Source organism: Paraburkholderia sp. RL17-380-BIE-A (genome assembly GCF_046028085.1).
Lineage (GTDB): Bacteria > Pseudomonadota > Gammaproteobacteria > Burkholderiales > Burkholderiaceae > Paraburkholderia.
In genome coordinates this window covers 393,967-414,655 of record NZ_JARESQ010000006.1, presented here as the reverse complement: position 1 = coordinate 414,655, position 20,689 = coordinate 393,967, and the positions used below count along the sequence as shown (strand labels likewise).

Annotated in this window: 20 protein-coding genes; 13 read left to right on the top strand and 7 right to left on the bottom strand. The window is 61.7% G+C overall.

Annotated elements, in window-relative coordinates; genetic code table 11:
• Nucleotides 1-187: 187 nt before the first annotated feature.
• The 6 genes from P0D68_RS13465 (at nucleotide 188) to P0D68_RS13440 (ending at nucleotide 6,348) form a co-directional block, all read left to right on the top strand.
• Nucleotides 188-2,119 (top strand): putative bifunctional diguanylate cyclase/phosphodiesterase, encoded by a 1,932-nt coding sequence (locus P0D68_RS13465; protein ID WP_408294331.1) that lies wholly within the window; start codon nucleotides 188-190, stop codon nucleotides 2,117-2,119.
• 30 nt (nucleotides 2,120-2,149) lie between these two features.
• The gene (locus P0D68_RS13460) at nucleotides 2,150-2,569 is read left to right on the top strand and encodes a hypothetical protein (RefSeq protein WP_408294328.1); all 420 of its coding nucleotides are present in this window, start codon (nucleotides 2,150-2,152) and stop codon (nucleotides 2,567-2,569) included.
• A 131-nt stretch (nucleotides 2,570-2,700) separates the two neighbouring features.
• A complete protein-coding gene (locus tag P0D68_RS13455) occupies nucleotides 2,701-2,925 on the top strand; it encodes a hypothetical protein (RefSeq protein WP_408294325.1) in 225 nt (74 codons plus the stop codon).
• A 333-nt stretch (nucleotides 2,926-3,258) separates the two neighbouring features.
• Complete coding sequence (locus tag P0D68_RS13450; RefSeq protein WP_408294323.1) at nucleotides 3,259-4,950, top strand: purple acid phosphatase family protein; 1,692 nt, start codon at nucleotides 3,259-3,261, stop codon at nucleotides 4,948-4,950.
• 176 nt (nucleotides 4,951-5,126) lie between these two features.
• A complete protein-coding gene (locus tag P0D68_RS13445; RefSeq protein WP_091806073.1) occupies nucleotides 5,127-5,567 on the top strand; it encodes a hypothetical protein in 441 nt (146 codons plus the stop codon).
• Nucleotides 5,568-5,763: 196 nt separating this feature from the next.
• Entirely contained in the window at nucleotides 5,764-6,348 is a 585-nt protein-coding gene (locus P0D68_RS13440) for a nucleoside 2-deoxyribosyltransferase (protein WP_408186325.1), read from the top strand.
• A 220-nt stretch (nucleotides 6,349-6,568) separates the two neighbouring features.
• Here P0D68_RS13440 and P0D68_RS13435 read toward each other — a convergent pair whose 3' ends face one another.
• Entirely contained in the window at nucleotides 6,569-6,748 is a 180-nt protein-coding gene (locus tag P0D68_RS13435; protein ID WP_408468513.1) for a hypothetical protein, read from the bottom strand.
• A gap of 13 nt (nucleotides 6,749-6,761) precedes the next feature.
• On the opposite strand from P0D68_RS13435, the gene P0D68_RS13430 reads away from it, so the two are divergent.
• A complete protein-coding gene (locus P0D68_RS13430) occupies nucleotides 6,762-7,922 on the top strand; it encodes a porin (RefSeq protein WP_408186327.1) in 1,161 nt (386 codons plus the stop codon).
• Between the two features lie 184 nt (nucleotides 7,923-8,106).
• Here the strand turns inward: P0D68_RS13430 and P0D68_RS13425 are convergent, their stop codons facing one another.
• Nucleotides 8,107-8,778 carry a DsbA family oxidoreductase gene (locus P0D68_RS13425; protein WP_408294318.1) on the bottom strand — a complete coding sequence of 224 codons (672 nt, stop codon included), beginning with the start codon at nucleotides 8,776-8,778 and terminating at the stop codon, nucleotides 8,107-8,109.
• A 246-nt stretch (nucleotides 8,779-9,024) separates the two neighbouring features.
• On the opposite strand from P0D68_RS13425, the gene P0D68_RS13420 reads away from it, so the two are divergent.
• The gene (locus P0D68_RS13420; protein ID WP_408294315.1) at nucleotides 9,025-9,318 is read left to right on the top strand and encodes a DUF1330 domain-containing protein; all 294 of its coding nucleotides are present in this window, start codon (nucleotides 9,025-9,027) and stop codon (nucleotides 9,316-9,318) included.
• Nucleotides 9,319-9,424: 106 nt separating this feature from the next.
• Here the strand turns inward: P0D68_RS13420 and P0D68_RS13415 are convergent, their stop codons facing one another.
• The 3 genes from P0D68_RS13415 to P0D68_RS13405 form a co-directional block, all read right to left on the bottom strand.
• Entirely contained in the window at nucleotides 9,425-10,276 is an 852-nt protein-coding gene (locus tag P0D68_RS13415; protein ID WP_408294312.1) for a carbohydrate ABC transporter permease, read from the bottom strand.
• Entirely contained in the window at nucleotides 10,273-11,163 is an 891-nt protein-coding gene (locus tag P0D68_RS13410) for a carbohydrate ABC transporter permease (protein ID WP_091806086.1), read from the bottom strand. Before P0D68_RS13410 ends, P0D68_RS13415 begins: the two co-directional genes overlap by 4 nt.
• Nucleotides 11,164-11,331: 168 nt before the next feature.
• Nucleotides 11,332-12,564, bottom strand: a complete 1,233-nt coding sequence (locus P0D68_RS13405; RefSeq protein ID WP_091806088.1) for an ABC transporter substrate-binding protein — start codon at nucleotides 12,562-12,564, stop codon at nucleotides 11,332-11,334.
• Between the two features lie 334 nt (nucleotides 12,565-12,898).
• Here P0D68_RS13405 and P0D68_RS13400 point away from each other — a divergent pair, with 334 nt between their 5' ends.
• From P0D68_RS13400 to P0D68_RS13390, 3 genes are all read left to right on the top strand, one after another.
• A complete protein-coding gene (locus P0D68_RS13400) occupies nucleotides 12,899-13,672 on the top strand; it encodes an SDR family oxidoreductase (protein ID WP_091806090.1) in 774 nt (257 codons plus the stop codon).
• 75 nt (nucleotides 13,673-13,747) lie between these two features.
• Nucleotides 13,748-14,830 (top strand): ABC transporter ATP-binding protein, encoded by a 1,083-nt coding sequence (locus P0D68_RS13395; RefSeq protein ID WP_408294309.1) that lies wholly within the window; start codon nucleotides 13,748-13,750, stop codon nucleotides 14,828-14,830.
• 74 nt (nucleotides 14,831-14,904) lie between these two features.
• Nucleotides 14,905-15,768: a MurR/RpiR family transcriptional regulator gene (locus P0D68_RS13390; RefSeq protein WP_091806094.1), complete on the top strand. Its 864-nt coding sequence runs from the start codon at nucleotides 14,905-14,907 to the stop codon at nucleotides 15,766-15,768.
• 119 nt (nucleotides 15,769-15,887) lie between these two features.
• Here the strand turns inward: P0D68_RS13390 and P0D68_RS13385 are convergent, their stop codons facing one another.
• The gene (locus P0D68_RS13385; RefSeq protein ID WP_408294306.1) at nucleotides 15,888-16,784 is read right to left on the bottom strand and encodes an IclR family transcriptional regulator; all 897 of its coding nucleotides are present in this window, start codon (nucleotides 16,782-16,784) and stop codon (nucleotides 15,888-15,890) included.
• Nucleotides 16,781-17,668 (bottom strand): IclR family transcriptional regulator, encoded by an 888-nt coding sequence (locus tag P0D68_RS13380; protein ID WP_408294303.1) that lies wholly within the window; start codon nucleotides 17,666-17,668, stop codon nucleotides 16,781-16,783. Before P0D68_RS13380 ends, P0D68_RS13385 begins: the two co-directional genes overlap by 4 nt.
• Nucleotides 17,669-17,908: 240 nt before the next feature.
• Between P0D68_RS13380 and P0D68_RS13375 the strand changes: the two genes are divergently transcribed.
• Both P0D68_RS13375 and P0D68_RS13370 read left to right on the top strand, forming a co-directional pair.
• Nucleotides 17,909-18,868, top strand: coding sequence for an MBL fold metallo-hydrolase (locus P0D68_RS13375; protein WP_091806102.1), 960 nt, complete (start codon nucleotides 17,909-17,911; stop codon nucleotides 18,866-18,868).
• A 54-nt stretch (nucleotides 18,869-18,922) separates the two neighbouring features.
• A complete protein-coding gene (locus P0D68_RS13370; RefSeq protein ID WP_408294299.1) occupies nucleotides 18,923-20,632 on the top strand; it encodes an FAD-dependent oxidoreductase in 1,710 nt (569 codons plus the stop codon).
• The last annotated feature ends 57 nt before the right edge of the window (nucleotides 20,633-20,689 follow it).

Here is a 20,689-nt window from a genome sequence, read left to right as displayed (position 1 = left end):
GCGGCTAAAGCGCATGCCGTGAGCGCGCGCTGAATCGCAGTCAAGAAGCCGCGCTATTGCGTCGTTTTTTCTTCTTCCCGGCGACCGTGGCCATTTCCTCAGTCGAATAAACCTGCTACTTTATGGTTACGTAATAATTGCCATACAAGCCGTTTTCGGCCCATCCACCAACAAAAATGCGTAGGTCATGGCTTTCAGCGAACCAAGGTCGCCATTTTTCGAGTGGGTCGTCTCTTCCGCTCAGAACCTGAGCGCAGACAATCGGCAGATATTGCTTGCGAATCTGTTCACGCGAACCTCGTCGATTGTGTTTGCGTCCGTTTGTGAAATCAGCGTCTGCGCGACCGCATACTTTCTTCATCCCAGACCCCTCTACGCAGGCTGGGGCGCCGCTGTTGTCGCATTGCTGATCGCACGGCTCGCGTTGATCTGGTTGTGCTCCTCGCGTAGCGCCAAGGGGCGGCCAACACCGACATCCGCGTTTCTGTTCGCGAGCCTGCTCTGGAGCATGCTGTTCGGTTTCGGCGCGTTGCTTTGCAATATCAGCGGAGATCAAACACTTTTCCTGCTCGGCAACGTTTGCGCGGTGGGCGTGATTGGCGGATTGGCCGGACGCAATGCCGGTACGCCCCGGCTCGTCATGCTGCAGATTACGTGCATTCTGGCGCCGCTTGCTCTCGGCGCGGCGCTGTCTCCTGGTTCCGGCAAACTGGTGTTGCTGTTTCAGGCGCCCTTTTGCGCCGCAGGCTTCTTCACGGTCGCGCTGCGCAGCAATCGCGATACGGTCGCGTTACTCCTCGCACGGGAAAGCAGCCATCGGCTCGCCCATCACGACAGCCTGACGGGCTTACCCAATCGCACGCGTATCAGTGAGCTGCTGCTTGAGCGCACAGAGAGAGGAGCGTTGGGCAAAGGCCAATCGTTCGCTGTTCTACTGATCGATCTCGACGGATTCAAGGCGATCAACGACAGTCTTGGCCATGCCGCCGGCGACCAGATCCTTCAGGAAGCGGCGATTCGCTTGCGCGAAGTGTTGCCCGGCGGCGAGCTCGTTGGACGACTGGCCGGCGACGAGTTCGTGGCGTTTTCCGATGGTGGCGGGCAGGCCCGCGACGTCCGGATTCTGGCGGACCGCATCGTCAAGACCCTGGCGCGCCCATTCGCGCTGCGCGAGGCGCTGGTGCATATCGGCGCGAGCGTGGGGATCTCGCTCTATCCCGAGCACGCGAGAACCGGCCCGCAATTGCTGATTTGCGCCGATCGCGCGTTGTATGCCGTGAAACGCAGCGGCAAGAGTGCGTACGCCATTTTCGATGCGGGCAAGCACGCATCGGATGAAAGCCTGAGCCTTCTGCGCAGCGACCTGGAAGGCGCGCTGCATTCGTTCAGCGGCTTGCGCATGGAGTATCAGCCCATCGTCGATCTCAGCAGCGGTGCGGTGTCAGGACGCGAGGCGCTGATGCGCTGGACCCACCCGACTCGCGGCGAACTCCCGCCGTCCTCATTCATTCCCACTGCCGAACGTACGGGGCTTATTCTGGCGTTGGGACAGTGGGCTTTGCTGCAATCGTGCAAGGAAGCGGTGACCTGGCGCGACAAGGTCACCGTCGCCGTGAACGTTTCACCGGTGCAATTGAGGGAGGAGTCGTTTGCGTCGACCGTCGCGGGGATTCTGCGCAAGACCAGACTGCCGCCGCAGCGCCTGAATATCGAGGTCACGGAAACGGTACTCTTGAACGACGATGTCGTGACCCGGCGTAATATCGCGAGGCTGCAGGCATTAGGCATTGGTCTTGCGCTGGACGATTTCGGCACCGGCTTTTCGACCATGTCGACTCTTGTGCGTTTTTCGTTCGACAAGCTCAAGATCGACAGCTCTTTCGTCAAGGAGTCCGTGCATCGCCGCGAATCGGCTGCGGTGGTGCGTGGGATCGTGGCATTGGCGCGGGAGATCGGCATGCCGACCACGGCCGAGGGCATCGAGACGCAAGAACAGCTGGATTTCGTGCGCGTGTGCGGATGCACGCATGCTCAGGGTTTTCTGCTTGGCCGGCCCGTGCAGGGGCACGAGATCGCGCGGATCGAAGAAAAGGCTGCCGCGCATTCCGCGAAGCAATGAGCGCTTATCAATTCCGGCACGGAGGCCGATATGGAGCCCACCTTGCAATACCAACTGCGGCTTACCGTTTCGCCAGAACTGGCCGACGCATTGCGTGCTGACCCGGCGAGTGCATCGCATAGCGCGCTTCGTGACGTGCTGCTCAGGCATGACGCGACGTTGGAATGCCAGTTCGACGCATTCGCCGACTACGTGCGCGAAGCGCAACAGCAGGGTACGGAAAATTATCCGCTCTATCAGTGGACTCTCGAGACGATCGAGAATCCGGAGAAGCAAGCCAGGTACTTGCGCTCGTTTACCGTCTATGTGAACGGCGGCGAAGTTTACGGCAAGGATGTCACGGATATCATGGAGAACGAACTATTGGGATTGGTCAGCGAAGATGGAGTTCAGCGCGTCTCAAGGTTCGATACCAATCCTGCCAATAATCCGCAACCGCCAAGGCGCTAGCGCTTGCCGAACCTGAAGTCCGCCGCGCCTCCGCGCAGCGTCAGCTAATCGTCATTTTCGATTTTACATTTGACGACAGCACGTTGAGTTCGTGAGACGATGCATGCTCACTTTTTCTTAAGGAGAGCGACATGGGACTCTTGGACGAAGTAGGAAAGATTGCGGGGGCGATCGCCGCCGTTGAAGCGGCGGAAAAAGTGGATCCGGGAGCGGGTTTGCTTACGAAAGGCATTGCCGCTGTTGCCGGTTTCGAAGGTGCCGGTAAGCTGGAATCAATGTTGGAAAAGAAAGACGACGACCAGCAGGACGTTGCCGACAACGCCCAACCCACAGACGACACGAATCCGCAGACGTGAGCGGAAGTCTGCTGCCGGCTGCATGATCCGCGACGGAATGCATGCGCCGGAGAATTCTCTGCACGCTTCGCCGAGCGCCGCTAAATACCCCATTACGTTGTGCACGTTGGCACCCGCTGGTAGTCGAGCGTTCTACCATTAGCAGCTTTAAAATCAATCAAAGATCTTTATCGATCGACCAAGCTGTCAATTATCTGAATGGCAATGCGGAGTGGACGCATGGAACTGTCCGCTTTGGGCGGTTTCATCCGGGTGTCATCGCCCCGCGCCTAGGATGGCTGTCGCCAGGCTCATGCGCCGGCATCCTTCCACCTCCGCAAAAAAACACCAGACATGTCGAACAGAAAAATCGTAAAGACTTCGCCGACCGATCAGGGTGCTTCCATCGTCTCGCGCCGCGGGTTCCTGAAGTTGGCCGGTGCGTCCAGTCTCGCTACGGCGGCGGGCACGCTTTCATCAGCGGCGCGCGCGGCGAACAGCGCGCCTGACGGCACACCGGAGCAGATCCACCTGACCTGGGGTAACGATCCGGCCGGTGAGGTCACGGTCTCCTGGGCGTCGCTTGCACCCGCGGTGAACCCGCAAGTCCGTGTAGGCGTCGCGGGTGCGGAGAAACATACGGTGCATGGCGTCCAGACCACTTATACGGATGGCCTGAACGGCGAGGTCGTGTTCACGTATCACGCGCATCTGCGCGATCTGAAGCCCGCTACGAGCTATGAATACCAGGTGAGCGCGGAGAACGACAGCCATGCGGCTCAGTCTTTCACGGCGAGCTTTCGCACTGCGCCGCGCGGCCGTGCGCCGTTTCGCTGGACCAGCTATGGCGATCTCGCGACGCCGAACACCGGCTGGGTGTTGTCGTCGCCGCAAAGCCGTTTCGCGGTGCAGGCAGTCGAGCGCTTTGAGCCTCTGTTCCATCTGCTCAACGGCGACCTGTGTTACGCCAATCTGAATCCGGCGCACCAGCCGGAGGTATGGCGCGACTTCGGCAACAACTGCCAGACGTCGGCGTCGAACCGGCCGTGGATGCCGTGTCCGGGCAACCACGAACTCGAATTCAATAACGGTGAGCAGGGCCTCGCCTCGTATCTCGCACGCTATAAGCTGCCGGACAATCACACGCGCTTTCAGGGCCGCTGGTACAGCTTTCGCGTGAGTTCCGTGCTCTTCATTTCGCTCGATGCGGACGACGTCGTGTATCAGGACGCAGCGGCCTTCGTCGCCGGCCCGGATCCTCTCGTGCCCGTTGCGAGCACCGGCAATCCGCCGATCCAACCCGGCACGTCGCTCTATGTGCGTGGATATAGCGCGGGCGAGCAGACGCGTTGGCTCGAAAGGACGTTGCGCCGTGCGGCTGAAGACGACGAAGTCGACTGGATCGTCGTCCAGATGCATCAGGACGCGCTGAGTTCATCGAAGACCGGCAACGGTTCCGATAAAGGCATCCGAGAAGCCTGGTTGCCGCTGTTCGACCGCTATGGCGTCGACCTGGTGCTGTGCGGGCACGATCACGACTACGAACGCAGTTACCCGGTACGCGGCTGCAATCACCACAAAGGCACCGACATCGCGACGGGCCAGCCGGTCGATACGCTGCAGCCGAAACCGGTGATGTCGGCCGTGTCCGCGGGCGCGTCGACGTTCGATACGAGTCACGGCACGATTCACCTGATTCTCGGCGGCGGCGGCACGAGCGCGCCGCTGGATGTCTATGGCGTGGATGCCGGCACGGGGCTGCCCCAGGCGCGTATTTTCACGCGGCCCAACCGCCCGGTTGCCCGCACCACGTCCGGGACGTTCGTGCGTGCGGGCGCGGACGCAGTGGAAGACGCGATCTGGTCGGCGCAACGCGATACCGGCACCGGTTATGGCATTGCAGTGTTCGATCATGATCCCGGGCATCCCGGCGGCGAGACCACGATTACGATGAACTACTATCACGCGCCTGGCGCAGATCAGACTCCGACGCAGAACTACGAGTTGTTCGAGACGATCGAGTTGAAGAAGACGCGACGCAGATAAGGTTCGAACACGCGGGGCTCGCCGGCATGACCTCGCGCGCGCCGCACGATACACGCCTCCTCGACCTTTCCGGATGATTTTGTTACACGTCTTACGGATGTGAAGCGACGTAGTTACAAAAGCCTTTCAAAAGCGCAGTTATACTCGGCGCCGTCCAAACAATGAAAGGGCTTTTTATGTCGAAGAGAATCCTCCGGATGGTTGCCGTCGCAGCGCTCACCGCTTCGGCATCGTTGTCGGCGCTGGCCGGCGATATGAATAACGCGCTTGGCGGCGCGCTCGGCGGCGTGGCCGGCGCAGCAGTGGGCGGTGCGTTAGGCGGCAGCACGGGCGCCGTGCTCGGCGGAGCAGTCGGCGGCGGCGCGGGCGGCGCGGTGACGTCGAACCGCAGGGAGCGCACGGGCGCGATCATCGGCGGCGCGCTGGGCGGCGGTGCGGGCACCGCGGCGGGCAATGCAATGGGCGGTCGCAGCGGCGGTCTCGTCGGCGCAGCGCTGGGCGGCGGCGCCGGGTCGGCGCTCGGCGGCAACATGTCGCGCTCCAACTCGTACGCGGACGACTATTCCCGCGGCTACCGGTCGCGCAAGCATCATCACAAGCATCGGCACGACGACTGAATGACGCGCGAACGGGCGAGTGGGCTCGCAGGCAAACTGCCTGCCCGCTCGCTGATTGCTTCGCGCAACACGTGACACACTCTGCATTGACATTGGTTCGTGCGCCGTTATCGTAAAGGCTCTTCGCAGTCGACTGCCGGCACGCTCGCTGCGGGAACACTTCACGATTTCCCCATCCTCACGGAACATAAAAACGATGCTACGAGTGTATTGCGCAGGGCCGCTGTTCAACGCAGCCGAGCGATCCGAAATGGATTCGATTGCCGCCACGCTGGAGGCTGCGGGATTGTCGACGTTTCTGCCGCATCGCGACGGGCTGGAGTTCGCGAAGCTCAAGCCGGAACTCGAGAAACTCGGCGCCTCGGTCGAAGAAGCCGCGCACATGCTCGACCGCGCGATCTTCAATCTGGATACGTATCAATTGCTTACGCGTTGCGATGCGGTCGTGGCCAATCTCAACGGCCGGGTCGCCGACGAGGGCACGGTTGTCGAAGCGTCGCTTGCGTGGCACGCGGACAAGCCGCTTGTTTTATTCAAAGCTGACGCACGGACCATGCTCAGCGGGTCCGATAACCCGATGCTCACCGGGTTGGGTGATTTCAAGGTGGTCGATCAACTGGCTGCGCTGCCGCAGGCCATTCTGGAAGCTGTTGCGCGCGATCGGACCCACAGGGCCGAGCAGACGTTGGAGAGCGGCGCGCAGATCGCGGCGCTTCGCGAGGGCGGCGGCGAGTTGAGTGCGCTCGCAAAGACGCTATACAGCGCTTTCAAAAAGCCATAAGGCCGATGCCTGCGTCAGCAGGCGCACCGCAAAAATCCCGCTTCGCCGACTCCCGGATCGCGCCGGAAAACGTTAAGCTTCGCCCCCTCGTTGTTCCTTTCACGCCACGCCGTTTATTTTTTTGACGCGCCGTTTATTTTCATCGCCCTATGATTGGACTGCTCGTTTTTCCGCCGCAGTGGCTGGTACGCATTCACTGAGCGATTCGAAAACCCGGTAATCAATCAGCGCGCACGATGGCAAAACCATTTGAATTTCGTTGCGCGCAATAAAAATCAAACAACACCTCATGCTTCTCGCAGTTTGCGCAATAACGGTTGTAGAAACGTACTGCATGCACGGTCATGGCGCTGGCGGAAAGAGCAATTGATACCCTCAATGACTGCTTGATCACGATCACGGAGCCAACAAGTATGAAAAAGTCTTTACTCGCGGTCGCGCTCTTTGGCGCATTTACAATGTCGGCGCATGCGCAAAGCAGCGTGACTCTCTACGGCCTTATCGATGCTGGATTGGTTTACACGAACAATCAGCTTGGACACAGTAATTGGCAGGAAGTGAGCAGTTCAACTCAGAATACGGTTTTCGGCCTCAAGGGCTCGGAGGATCTGGGTGGCGGCTTGCACGCGATCTTCAAACTCGAGCAAGGCTTCCTGCTGAACAACGGCGCCCAGGCATTCTCCGGTGATGGCTTCGGCTCCCAGGCATGGGTCGGCCTGCAAAGCGATCCTTACGGCACGTTGACGTTCGGCCGCCAGTTCGACGTGATGAACGACCTCGTCGGACCGCTCACGGCGGAGTTCAATACGTGGGGCGGTAACATGGCTGCGCATCCGTTCGAAAACGACAACCTCGCTGCGAATTCCGTCGTGATCAACAACTCGGTGAAGTACGCGAGCCCGACCTACCGCGGCATTACGTTCGAAACGATGTATTCGTTCAGCAACAAGGCGGGCGACTTCGGCAATAACCGTTCATATGGATTCGGCGTTTCCTATGCGCAAGGTCCGATCAATCTCGCTGCGGGCTACCTGCAACTGAACAACGCGGGCAACGGCAGTGGCGCGGTCACGTCGGGCGATACGAGCGCGAACTTCCTCGCGGAACGCCAGCGTATCTGGTCGCTAGGTGGCAATTACACATTCGGGCCGGCTACCGTCGGGCTGGTGTGGAGCCATTCTCAGATCGACAACGCAGCGGGCGTGTTCTCGTTCGGCACGGGCAGCTACCTCGGTGCGGGCGACACGTCTGTCGGATCGCTGAACGGTTCACTGCGCCTCGACAACTACGAAGTGAACGCAAAGTACGCGCTCACGCCGGCGGTGACCGTATCGGGTGCCTATACGTACACGCATGGCGCATATAACGGTTCGTCGCCGGGATGGAACACGGCCATGCTGCAAACGGACTACGCGATCAGCAAGCGCACGGACTTCTATCTGGAAGGCGTCTATCAGAACGTGCACGGCGCACCGGCGGACTCCGTCCTGTCGCATGCCATGATCAACACGTTGTCGCCGTCGGCGACCAACACGCAGGTGGCGGTCACTGTCGGTATGCGTCACGCGTTCTAAGCAGCTTCGGATCGAGTGATTGATGAATGCGTATGCCTGGCATCCGCCGGGCATACGTCATCCTTCAGGCGCGATGCTCAAGGCCTTCGGTCGATCGGAGCGGTCCGGGTCAGCCGCGCAATCGTCCCATCTCCCATCTCCCATCTCCCATCTCCCACGCAGCGTTGCACCGCATGGACAAGGTTCAGCGCGACGCGTCCTGTGAGTCCTCGTTCTTCGCTTCGGCCAGAATCTGCTGGATGGCCTGCTCGAAAGTTTCCACGGGTTGTCCGCCGCTCACCAGATAGCGGCGATTGAAGATAACGGCCGGCACCGACTGGATGCCCATCGCCTCGTTGTTCCGCTCCTCCGCTCGAACTTCGGCTGCGTACGTTCCGTTTTGCAATACGTCACGGGCCTCCGTGGCGTCGAGTCCTACGGATTGCGCCGCTTCGATCAGCACTTCGTGGTCGCTCGTGTCCTTGCCTTCGGAGTGGTAAGCGCGCAGCAGCGCCAGTTTGAGCGGCAACTGCTCGCCCTTGATGCCGGCCCAATGCAGCAGACGGTGCGCGTCGAAGGTGTTGTAGACGTGTTTGCGCGGGCCGAATTCGAAACCCACGCTCGCACCGCGCTCGCGGATCGCCGCCTGCGTTTCCTCGATCTGCTCCGGCGTGCGCCCATACTTCTTGCCGAGGTAGTCGACAATATTCTCGCCGTCCGGCCCCATGTGCGGATTCAACTCGAACGGATGCACGACGATGCGAGCGTCGACCGCGTCGCCAAGGCGCGAAATCGCACGCTGGAGCGAGGAGAGGCCGATCGCGCACCACGGGCATGCGATATCGGAGACAAAATCGATGGTGAGCGCTTGTGTCATTGCGGTGTTCCTGATGGAGATGATCTAGTGCGTGGCCGGCCTGATGCGAGGGCGACAGCCGCGAACAGCGTAACCCGAATCGCGGGTATTTGCAGGAGCGCACTCGTGACGGGGTGCGAGCCGGGGACTTACAATTCACCACCGCGGCGAGAGCGATTGACCACGCGAGCAACAGGGATGCCGATAAACGTCATAATCCGTCGTCTACGGCAACAACTGCTTTTCCAACGTTGAAAGGAGTTTCAAATGAGCAAGGGATATTGGGTGACGTCTTATCGCGCGACGAAAGATGCGGCCAAGCTGGCCGCGTATGCACAGCTCGCTGCGCCCGCCGTGGCGGCTGCCGGCGGCAAGTTCATCGTGCGCGGCGTGGCGGACGAGGCACGTGAGCAGGGTTTGAAGGAGCGTACGGTCGTGATCGAATTTCCGACCTACGAAGCGGCTGTCGCCGCCTATGACAGCGAGCCCTACAAGAAAGCGCTGGAGGCGTTGGGCGACGGCGTGGAGCGCGATCTGCGCATTGTGCGCGGCGCCGAGTAACAACGAGGATGGGGCGCCGCTCATACGGCGCACGCCCCGGCCGGGCGGCAACGCGGCATGATGAATGCGCGGGCAGGCCGCCACCTGCCGCGCTTACCCGCAAACTCTACTTCACCGCACCCAACGCAAGTCCCTTCACCAGATACCGTTGTAGCCACGCGAACACAACCGAAACCGGCAGTGTCGCGCAGAGCGTGGCGGCCATCACGAGATGCCACTGTACGACGTATTTCCCCGCGACCATGTCGGTCACCTGCACGGTCAGCGTCTTGTTCTCGGGTGAGCGGATCAACGTATAAACGACCGCAAATTCGTTCCATGCATTGATGAACGTGAAGATCGCGGTGACGACGATCGCAGGCACGGCCAGCGGCAAGAATACCTTGAAGACCGCCTTGGTCCGTCCGCACCCTTCGAGCCATGCCGACTCTTCCAGATCACGCGGCACCGTCTGGAAATACGAAGACAGCATCCACACGGCAAACGCGATATTGAAGGCTGCGTAAGAAACGATCACGCCGATCTTGGAGTCGACCAGGTTTCCATCGCCATAAGGAATCATCGCGGCGAGCCGGAACAGGCCGACCACGAGCAGGATAGGCGACAGCATCTGCGTGACGAGCAGAAACTGGCGATAGAACCCGCGGCCCCGAAACGGAAACCTCGCCAATGCATAAGCCGCCGGCAGACTGACAGCCAGCGCAAGCGCGGTCGACAGCAAACTGATCACCGTGCTGTTGCGCAGCGCCACGCCGAAATTGGCTGCCACCCACATGTCGGAGAAATTGCTCCACTGCCAATGCACCGGCAGCCACCGCGCCGGATAGACAAAAATCTCGGAAGCCGGCTTCAACGCGGTGAACAGCATGACGGCAAATGGAAACAGCACGATCACGACCAGTGGCGACAGCGCGAGCCAGCACCACAGCGAACGCTTCATCTTGACGCTCAGACTCATGACGGATCTCCTTCTTTCGCGGGCTGCAGGCGCAGATAGGCGATCGAGAATACGAACAGCATGACGAGCATGATCAGCGACACGGCTGCCGCTTCGCCAGGACGCCCGAGCCGGAAGCCAAGCTCGTAGAGATAGGTGACGAGAATGTGCGTGCTGTTGTCGGGGCCGCCCTGCGTCATCACCCAGATGATCGGAAAAGAGTTGAACACGTAAATCACATTCAACAGAATCGTCATGTTGATGAACGGCCGCAACAGCGGCATGGTGAGTTTGCGAAACTGCTGCCAGGCGCTCGCGCCGTCCATGCGCGCGGCTTCATAAATATCGCCTGGCACGGACGACAATCCGCCGAGCAGAATCGTCACCGTAAACGGGATCGAGACCAGTATGCCGACCGCGATTTCGACAGGAAACGCGAGTTCCGGTGTAGCCAGCCAATGAATCGGACCGCTGATCAATCCCAGCCTTTGCAGCGTGACGTTGACCATGCCGTAGTCGTCGTTGAAAGCCCAGCGCCAGACCACGGCGGTCATGGTCAGCGAGACGGACCACGGCAGCATCACAATCGTGCGCGCCACGCCGCGTCCATAGAAATCCTGATTCAGCACCAGTGCGACCGGCACCGAGATCAGCACCGTGCCACCGACCACGCATACGGTCCAGACGAGGGTTCGTTTGGCGGCGGCAAGAAACGCAGGGTCGCCGAAGATCGTATAGAAATTCTGCAGACCGGTGAAATCGCGAATGGCGCCGAAGCGCGAGACCTCGTGAAGCGATTGCCACACGATGTTGAAGATCGGATAGCTGATGATGAAAAGCGCCAATATCAGACTCGGCGCTATCAGCAACCAGGGCGCTTGCAGGCGCGTAGAAGCGGAACGGCTCATGCGTGCTCGATCGTAAGACGCGTCCGCGGGAATAAGCAGGCGCGACGGGATGGGCCGGATAGTGCGTGGTGGCCGGAACGCGCAGCGCCTTCCCGGTGGCGGCGCGCGTTCCGTGTTCAGCAGATCAAGACGAGATCAGTGCAAGATCAGTACCGGATCGCTACGGAATCAATGGCCGAGCGACTTGTTCGCCTGCGTGGCCGCCGCGTTCAATGCGTCAGCCGGCTTCGCCTTGCCCAGGTAAATAGACTGCATTGCGTCGGTCACGGCCTTCGCGGTGTCTTCCCAACCCGTCACCGTGGGTGCGAAGCGGGCCGTCGGCAGCAAGGCGACGAAGGCCTTCGTGTCCGGATCGTTGAACGCCGGATCCGTCGATTCAGCCTTGGTGGTCGGCAGGAAGCCCTCGGTCGTGGTGAACTCCACGCGCGGTTCCTTCGTGAACAGATAGTCGAGGAACTTCCACGCCGACTTCTTCACCTTCGAGTTCTTGAACATCACGATCGAGTCGGTGACGGCGTACGTAGCGTGCGTCGTGCCCATCGGAATCGGATCGATGCCGTACTTCAGATTCGGGGCTTCCTTCTTGATCTGTTTCGACAGGAACGGCGCCGAAATTACCATCGCAACGCGGCCCTGCTTGAAGAGGTTCTGCACGTCTTCGCGGCTATAGCCGGTCACACCCGGTTGCGTCAGACCTTGATCGATCATCGACTTGTACAGCGTGGCCGCCTTGATGCCGGCCGCCGAATTGAACGCCGCCTTGTTGTCCTTGCCGACCACGTCGCCGCCATTGGTCCACAGGGCATAGTAATAGTAGACGTCCGTTTCGATTTCCTTGCCTTGCAAGCCGAATCCGGCAATGCCTTGCGCCTTCAGTTTCTTCGACGCTTCGATCACGTCGTTCCAGGTCTTCGGGCCGTCCGGATAGCCGACCTTCGCGAGCAGGTCCTTGTTGTAGTACAGCGCGCGCGCCGAAGCGGCGATCGGCAGGCCGTAGACCTTGCCATTGATTTCACCCGGTGCGAGGAACGGACCGATGAAGCGGCCCTTGAAGCTCGCATCCATGTAGCCGTCGAGCGGTTCCGCGACGTCGTCCTTCACGAAGTCGAGCAGCCAGCGCGTGCCGACGATCGCGAGGTCGGCGTTGGCGTTGCCGGAAATGTCTGTTTGCAGCTTCTGTTGCAGCGTGTCCCAGTTCACGTCTTCGATCTTGATGGTCGTGCCGGGATTGGCCTTCTCGAAGTTGCGGGCCATTTTTTCGAAGTACGGCGCGGTCGCGTCGCTGTAGTGGGCGACGGTCACGCGGACCGTGTCGGCGTGAGCCGCGACGGCGATACCTGCGAACGCGAGCGCCACGGCAACTTTGCCGAGCGCGAGGGAAGCACGGGCATGCAACGACATTTCTCTCTCCTGTGTCGAGCGGAGTGAGCGCGCTGGCGCTGACTCCGGTCCCATCCAACGATGGTGGGGTGGTTGGCTGCCGTCGCCGGCCGCTTTGGGTTAAATTGTTTGAAAAAATCCTACATGACGAAAAATGGCTTGTCACGTAGGGTCTGCCATATTTTTTCCGAGCCGGTTTTGTGCATAAGATGCTGTAAAGCAGGGATATTCTGCATGGCGTGATGTCATGGATACCCAATCTTCGGGATGACTAGACGATCGCGTAAAGCCGGGCTTGTAAGAAATTTACAGGCTAATCCAGGCCTGGCGGTGCGATTGAAGAGCGAGGCGGACAATGAATCGTGTGGTGTTGGTAACGGGCGCTTGCGGCGGCATCGGCAGCGTGTTGTGCAAACGCTTCGTGGAACAGGGCGATACGGTGCTGGCGCTCGACATCGACGCCGCCGCGCTCGGCGCGTTGACCGCACAACTCGGCGAGGCGCATGTCACGCCGATTGCGGTCGACCTCGGCGAGGCCGCCGCAGTGCAGCAGGCGGTGGCCGCCGCGGTCAAGGTGCGGGGTCCGGTGGACGTGCTGGTCGCCAACGCGGGCGCGGCACAAGGTCTGACGCTTGCCACGACGGACGTTGCGAGCTGGCAGCGCGACATCCATCTGAATCTGAACGGCACGTATCACACGGTCGAAGCCGTGCGTGCGTCGATGATCGAGCGGCAGCGCGGCGCGCTGGTACTGATCGGTTCGGTGAACGGCATGGCCGCGCTCGGTCATCCGGCTTACAGCGCGGCGAAGGCCGGGCTCATCAGCTATACGAAGGCGCTTGCGCTCGAACTCGGCCGTTACGGTATTCGCGCCAACATCGTGTGTCCGGGCACGGTGAAGACGCAGGCGTGGCAGGCGCGCGTCGACAAGAATCCGCAGGTCTTCGAGGATCTGAAAAAGTGGTACCCGTTGCGTGACTTCGCGACGCCCGACGACATTGCCGACGCGGTGCTGTTTCTCGCCTCGCCGATGGCGCGCGTGATTACCGGCGTCGCGTTGCCGGTGGACGGCGGCCTGATGGCCGGCAACCGTCTGATGGCGGAAGAACTGACGCTCGAATCACTGTGAAATCACCGTGAACCGCCTGAAGCAACATGCGGGCGGCGTGAATTCGAGTCAACGAAAGAAGACGATGAGGACAGCATGGCAGCAGTGCAACTGAGCGGCATCTTCAAACGCTACGGCGACACGCAGGTGGTGCACGGCATCGATCTGGACATCGACGACGGCGAGTTCGTCGTGCTGGTCGGGCCGTCGGGCTGCGGCAAGAGCACGTTGATGCGCATGGTGGCGGGACTCGAAGAGATCAGCGGCGGCGATCTGATGATCGGCGGCACGCGCGCGAACAGCCTTGCGCCGCAGCAGCGCAATATCTCGATGGTGTTTCAGAGCTACGCGCTATATCCGCATCTGTCCGTCTACGAAAACATCGCGTTCGGGCCGCGGATTCGCAAGGAGTCGGCGGCGAGCTTCAAGCCGCGGATCGAGGCCGTTGCAAAAATGCTGAACCTCGGCAGTTATCTGGACCGTTTGCCGCGCGCGCTGTCGGGCGGCCAGCGGCAACGCGTGGCAATGGGCCGCGCCGTGGTGCGTGAGCCGTCGCTGTTTCTGTTCGACGAGCCGCTGTCCAATCTCGACGCCAAGCTGCGCGTGCAGATGCGCACGGAAATCAAGGCGCTGCATCAACGGCTGAAGAATACGGTGATCTACGTCACGCACGACCAGATCGAAGCGATGACGATGGCGGACCGCATCGTCGTGATGAACGCGGGGCGTATCGAGCAGATCGGCCGTCCGCTGGAGCTATACGATCATCCGGCGAATCTGTTCGTGGCGAGCTTTCTCGGTTCGCCGTCGATGAATTTTGCCGAAGGTGTGATCGCGAACCGCACGCAAGGCCAGGGTCTCGCGCTGAAACTCACGGACGGCGGCGAGATCGTGCTGGAGGGCACGCCCGCTTCGGCCGTGCTCGGCGCGAAGGTCACGCTCGGCGTGCGGCCCGAACACATCGAGACGATGGCGCCGGCACCCGACGCAACGATGGAAGTCGAAGTGGTCGAGCCGACTGGCGCGGAAACGCACTTGTACGGGAAAATAGGCGGTAGCACGTGGTGCGTGACGACTCGTCAGCGCTCGAAAGTCGAGCCCGGCGAGCGCGTTGCGCTACGCCTGCCGGCCGAACATATTCACCTGTTCGATACGGAAAGTGGACGCAGGCTGGTCTGAACCGCGTGTTGTCGTTCGAGGTCGATCCAGGCTCGCCTCACGCATGATTGATGCTGCCACGTAAGGAACACCGGGTGTCCGCACCGAACTTGATTCCCCACATTCGCAGCGCACTCGCCAGTTTGCGGCCCGCCGAGCGCAAGGTCGCCGAGATGGTGTTGAACGACGTCGACTTCGCGATGCGCGCGAGCATTACCGAACTTGCGCAGCGCGCCGAGGTGTCCGAGCCATCTGTCACGCGTTTTTGCCGCGCGATCGGTGCGCATGGCCTGCGCGACTTCAAGATGCAATTGGCGCAGAGCGTGGCGGGCGGCGTGCCGTACGCATCCACGGCGGTGGCGCGCGACGACGATGTGCAAACGCTCATGGAGAAGGTGGGCGAAGCGGCGATCGACGGTATCGCCCATGCGCGCGGCGCGCTCGATCCGGCAGTGGTCGAGAGTGCGATTGCGGCGTTGTCGAGCGCACGGCGGGTGTTTTTCTTCGGCGTCGGTTCGGGCTCAGGGCTGGTCGCGCAAGATGCGGCGTTGCGGTTTCTGCGGCTCGACATTGCGTCCACCGCATTTACGGATGGTCATCTCCAGCGTCTTTACGCGGGCCTCATGGAACCGGGCGACGTGGCCTTTGCGATTTCACATTCGGGCCGCAGCGTCGAAGTGAACGAGAGCATTCAGATCGCCAAGGAGCGTGGGGCGACGACGATTGCACTGACCAATGTCGGCTCGCGCCTCGCGTGGCTGGTCGATATTCCGCTGCTGCTGCGCGTGCCGAGTCCGATCGATCCGAATACGCCGGGCGTGTCGCGGCTCGTGCATCTTTGCATCATGGACGCGCTGGCGATCGGCGTCGCGCTCAAAGCAGGGCCGAATACGCTCGAAAAGATGCGGCATGCGAAGGCGAGGTTGGCGTCGCATGAACCGGAGGCAGCGGGGGATTGATTGGAGGCGCCTTGGTGAGCCGCGCGCGGAACGCCGATACGGGTTTCAATCTTCTGCAGTTTCGATTACCCGGCTCCCCAAACGCTACAAACTGACCTTTCTTCAATTCAAAAAAACGATTATTCGGTCGTTGCCGCCATCCATCCAAAGCGCCGTGACAACCGCATTGTCGCGGCGCGCAGTGTCTGCGCCGGCCCGCCCGCCAATTCGCTGTCGAAGCTGCCGCTCGGTCCCATCAATGCCAGTACCAGGCAGATGCTGCCCGTATGGTCCAGCACCGGCGCGGCCAGCGTGTCGATGCCAGGCACAGGTCGGCTGAGCGCCGTGTCGATTCCGTCCGCGCGGATTTGCGCGAGGCGCTGCGCGTAGGGTTGAGTCAGTGGAGGCGGCGCAGACGTTGCCTCCGTGCCGCCCCGGACCTTCCCTCCACCCTCTGACGCCGCTTTCCCCGCAAAAACCTGCGCCGCATCCGCCCCCGCCAACCGCAGATGATCCTGCGTCAGCAAACCGGCGCGCACGTCGTCCGCGACGTAGGCGGCAAACACGCGGCCTATCGCCGTGTTCACCAGCGACATCACCGTCCCGACCCGCAGGCTCACATGCAGTGGCCGCGCCGATTCCTCCAGGCGCACGACCGTTGGCCCGAGCGGTCCGAGCACCGCCATCGCGACGCTCATGCCCGTGGACGCCGCCAGTTCGACCACCTCGGGTTCCGCTTCGCGCGTTGGCGATAAGCGCTGCAAACCGATCAGCCCAAGCTCCAGCGCGAGCGGCCCGGCTTCATAACAGCCGGACGCATCGCGATTGAGCAAACCGATTTTCAGCAGACTCACCAGATGCGGAAACGCCTTCGCTGGCGGCATGCCGGCGGCGGCCGCGAGATCGCGCAGGTTCAACGGCCGCGCCGCTGCGACCAGCGCCGCCAGCAACTCGCCGGTGCTGTCGAGCGACTGGATGCCGCGCTGCGGTTTCGCATCGGCGGATGGGGCGTGAGGGGTATCGAGAGAATCGGTCACGATGCGAAAGACGCTGACAAGGAAGGTTCTGCTGCCAGTTGGGCGCCGATGTCGCGCGCCGTGGCAAGCAGCGCACGCGCGATCGGCCCGTCGCTTGCGACGTCGATCGCGCCGGTCGAGCCGATCACGGTGAGCGCGAGCGACAGGCGGCCATCGGCATCCAGCACCGGCGCGCTCAGACTGCTGATGCCCGGACTCGGCGCATCCACGCTGCTTTCCAGGCCGCGCACGCGGATCGCGTCGAGGGCGGTCTCGAAGGCGGCGCTTTCGTCAGGCGGCGTCATGGTGCGATTCGCGGGGCCGGACTGATTTGCCCACATCGCATCGCGCACCTCGCGCGGCAGAAACGCGCAAAACACGCGTCCCGTCGATGTTGTCGGCAGCGACATCACCGTGCCCACATGCAAGTTGACGTGCAGCGGAAAGCCCGCGTGCTCATAGCGAACGATAGTCGGCCCTTGCGGCCCGGCAATACAGATCGCGACGCTAAAGCCGATCGCTTCGGCCAAGGCGGCCACGCGCGGCACGGCGGCGCGAAACGCCGGCTGGTTCTCCAGGTGTAGCAACCCGAGCCGCAGCGACAGCGGACCGGGTTCATAGCGGCCCGACAGTTCGTCACGCTTGATCAGACCCAGCCGGCTCAAGCTCACCAGATAAGCATGCGCCTGCCCCGGCGCGATCTGCGCGGCGGTGGCGAGGTCGGACAAGGCGAGCGGAGCGCGCGCCTGCGCGAGCGCCAGCAACACGCGGCCGCCCACTTCGACGCTCTGAATGCCACGCTGCGTCTTGCCGCCGTCCGCTGTCTCGCGGCCGTCCGCGCCTTTGCCCGTGGCCGGTTTCGCTGCTTTGCTCACACCTGCGCTCGTCCGTAAAAAAGGGTTCATGTTAACCGAAGGGCCGCGTCTCGCTGTGCTGATCTTAGGCCGTTTGAGATTTGCGTATAGCGATACATTTCGCTATTGACAAATAATTGCGTGCCGTCCTAAGATGCATTCACCCCGACACACCGGCGCAGTCACAGAGTCAAAACGGGGCGAGACAATCCTCCAATACCGTCAGCCCGCGCGGCATTCGCGCAGCCGGCCGTCTCGCCTCACGTCCAACTTTTGAGGGAGACACGCATCATGGCAAAGGCATTCGCATCCCAGGCCGACCTGGAAGTCAAAAAAGTCACGTGGACCAAGTTGTCCGAGAACGCCTACGCCTACACGGCTGAAGGCGATCCGAATTCGGGCGTGATCATCGGCGACGACGGCGTGCTGATCGTCGACACCACCGCCACGCCGGCCATGGCGCAAGACCTCATCGCGAAGATTCGCAGCGTGACGGATAAGCCGATCAAATACGTCGTGCTGTCGCATTACCACGCGGTGCGCGTGCTCGGCGCATCGGCGTATTTCGAGGAAGGCGCGCAGGAGGTGATCGCGAGCCGCGGCACGTACGAAATGATCGTCGAGCGCGGCGAAGCGGACATGAAGTCGGAAATCGAGCGCTTTCCTCGCCTGTTCGCCGGTGTCGAAACGGTGCCGGGTTTGACGTGGCCCACGCTCGTCTTCGAAAAGGAAATGACGCTGTTCCTCGGCAAGCTCGAAGTGCGCATCGCGCATCTCGGCGCAGGTCACACCAAGGGCGACACGGTGGTGTGGCTGCCGTCGCAGAAGGTGCTGTTCTCCGGCGACCTGGTCGAGTACGACGCGGCCTGCTATTGCGGCGATGCCCAACTCGAACAATGGCCGGCCACGCTGGAAGCATTGCGCGCGCTGAAGGCCGACAAGCTCGTGCCGGGCCGCGGCCCCGCGCTGACCACGCCGGAAGACGTCAACAAAGGTCTGGATTACACGAAGGACTTCGTCACCACGCTGCTGCAGCAGGGCCGAGAAGCCGTCGAGCAGCAACTCGACCTGAAGGCCGCGATGGCGCACACGCGCAAGGCGATGGACCCGAAGTTCGGCCATGTCTTTATCTACGAGCACTGCCTGCCGTTCGACGTGTCGCGTGCTTTCGACGAAGCAAGCGGTATCACGCATCCGCGCATCTGGACCGCGCAACGCGACAAGGAAATGTGGGACGCGCTGCAAGCCTGACCGAGACAGACGCACAGCAAGACAAAGCAGAGCAGAGAAGGACGGAGACACAAGATGAGCACCAACTACCAGACGCTGTCGTTCGAGTACCAGCCGTGCCGTGAACAGAGCGCGCGAGGCGGCGCGGAGCAGGCGGTCTATCCCGTGATCGTGGTCGGCGCGGGCCCGGTGGGTCTCGCTACCGCGATCGATATCGCGCAGCAGGGCGTGCCGGTCGTGCTGGTCGACGACGATTGTTCGCTGTCCACCGGTTCGCGCGCGATCTGCTTTTCGAAGCGCTCGCTCGATATTTTCGATCGCTTGGGGTGCGGCCAGCGAATGGTGGACAAGGGCATCAGCTGGAACGTCGGCAAGGTGTTCCTGAAAGACGAACTGGTGTACACGTTCAATCTGCAACCGGAAGCGGGCCACAACCGGCCCGCCTTCATCAACCTGCAGCAATACTACGTTGAAGGCTTCCTGCTCGAACGCGCGCAGGAGATGCCCAATCTCGAGATCCGCTGGAAAAGCAAAGTGGTCGGCGTGCAGCAAAGCGGTACGCCCGGCACTCACGACGCCGGCGTGACGCTGAGCGTTGATACGCCCAACGGTCAATATGCGTTGCGCGGCCGCTATGTGGTTGCCGCCGACGGCTCGCGCAGTCCGATCCGCAACCTGATGGGACTCGACAGTAAAGGCGTGACGTTCAAGGATCGCTTCCTGATCGCCGACGTCAAGATGGAAGCCGAGTTTCCAACCGAACGCTGGTTCTGGTTCGATCCGCCGTTTCATCCGAATCAGTCGGTGCTGCTGCATCGTCAGCCGGATAACGTGTGGCGGATCGATTTTCAGTTGGGTTGGGACGCCGATCCGGTGCTGGAAAAGACGCCGGAGCGCGTGATCCCGCGCGTGCGTGCGTTGCTCGGGCCGGACGCGAAGTTCGAGCTGGAATGGGTCAGCGTCTATACATTTTCGTGTTTGCGCATGGACCGCTTTCGCCACGGCAACGTGCTGTTCGCCGGCGACTCGGCGCATGGCGTGTCGCCGTTCGGCGCACGCGGTGCGAACAGCGGCGTGCAGGATGCGGAAAACCTCGCATGGAAACTGGCCATGGTGCTCGAAGGCAAGGCCTCCGACGCTTTGCTCGACACCTATGCGAGCGAACGCGAATTCGCCGCGGACGAAAACATTCGCAACTCCACCCGCTCCACCGATTTCATTACGCCGAAGAGCCCCGTGAGCCGTGTGTTCCGCGACGCGGTGCTGAAGCTAGCGCGCCATCATCCGTTCGCGCGGCAATTGACCAACAGCGGCCGCCTCTCGGTGCCGGCGGTGCTGCGCGATTCTCCGCTGAATACAGCGGACAGCGAGCCCTTCGAAGGCGCAATGGTGCCGGGCGCTTCGTGCGTGGATGCGCCGATGCAGGTGGCGGGACAGCCCGCGTGGTTCTTGCAGCACCTCGGCCAGCAATTCACCGGCGTGCTGTTCTGTGGCGAGCAAGGTGTCGATCAGGCCACTCAGGCCGCGTTGGACGCGTTGCGCAGCGGACCGATTCCGTTGAAGCTCGTGGTGGTGACGCGTGACTCCGAACAGCGCGGCGCGTTAGCAGGCGCTCAGGTCGCGCACGATATCGAAGGGCTGGCCCACTCGCGTTATGACGCAACGCCCGGCACGTTCTATCTGATTCGTCCGGACCAGCATGTTTGCGCGCGCTGGCGGCAGCTTGCTGCGGCTGATGTCGAGGCCGCATTGAAACGCGCGCTGTACGTGGAAGGCACGGCTTGAACGTCCGGCAAAAGCGGCTCGCGTAGCACGCGCCGCATCAGCAAAAAATAGCAGGAG

Bases quoted from the DNA above. Each gene is read 5' to 3' on its own strand.
- P0D68_RS13465 (WP_408294331.1), top strand. From the start codon at position 188: ATGGCTTTCAGCGAACCAAGGTCGCCATTTTTCGAGTGGGTCGTCTCT.
- P0D68_RS13460 (WP_408294328.1), top strand. From the start codon at position 2,150: ATGGAGCCCACCTTGCAATACCAACTGCGGCTTACCGTTTCGCCAGAA.
- P0D68_RS13455 (WP_408294325.1), top strand. From the start codon at position 2,701: ATGGGACTCTTGGACGAAGTAGGAAAGATTGCGGGGGCGATCGCCGCC.
- P0D68_RS13450 (WP_408294323.1), top strand. From the start codon at position 3,259: ATGTCGAACAGAAAAATCGTAAAGACTTCGCCGACCGATCAGGGTGCT.
- P0D68_RS13445 (WP_091806073.1), top strand. From the start codon at position 5,127: ATGTCGAAGAGAATCCTCCGGATGGTTGCCGTCGCAGCGCTCACCGCT.
- P0D68_RS13440 (WP_408186325.1), top strand. From the start codon at position 5,764: ATGCTACGAGTGTATTGCGCAGGGCCGCTGTTCAACGCAGCCGAGCGA.
- P0D68_RS13430 (WP_408186327.1), top strand. From the start codon at position 6,762: ATGAAAAAGTCTTTACTCGCGGTCGCGCTCTTTGGCGCATTTACAATG.
- P0D68_RS13425 (WP_408294318.1), bottom strand. From the start codon at position 8,778: ATGACACAAGCGCTCACCATCGATTTTGTCTCCGATATCGCATGCCCG.
- P0D68_RS13420 (WP_408294315.1), top strand. From the start codon at position 9,025: ATGAGCAAGGGATATTGGGTGACGTCTTATCGCGCGACGAAAGATGCG.
- P0D68_RS13415 (WP_408294312.1), bottom strand. From the start codon at position 10,276: ATGAGTCTGAGCGTCAAGATGAAGCGTTCGCTGTGGTGCTGGCTCGCG.
- P0D68_RS13410 (WP_091806086.1), bottom strand. From the start codon at position 11,163: ATGAGCCGTTCCGCTTCTACGCGCCTGCAAGCGCCCTGGTTGCTGATA.
- P0D68_RS13405 (WP_091806088.1), bottom strand. From the start codon at position 12,564: ATGTCGTTGCATGCCCGTGCTTCCCTCGCGCTCGGCAAAGTTGCCGTG.
- P0D68_RS13400 (WP_091806090.1), top strand. From the start codon at position 12,899: ATGAATCGTGTGGTGTTGGTAACGGGCGCTTGCGGCGGCATCGGCAGC.
- P0D68_RS13395 (WP_408294309.1), top strand. From the start codon at position 13,748: ATGGCAGCAGTGCAACTGAGCGGCATCTTCAAACGCTACGGCGACACG.
- P0D68_RS13380 (WP_408294303.1), bottom strand. From the start codon at position 17,668: ATGAACCCTTTTTTACGGACGAGCGCAGGTGTGAGCAAAGCAGCGAAA.
- P0D68_RS13375 (WP_091806102.1), top strand. From the start codon at position 17,909: ATGGCAAAGGCATTCGCATCCCAGGCCGACCTGGAAGTCAAAAAAGTC.
- P0D68_RS13370 (WP_408294299.1), top strand. From the start codon at position 18,923: ATGAGCACCAACTACCAGACGCTGTCGTTCGAGTACCAGCCGTGCCGT.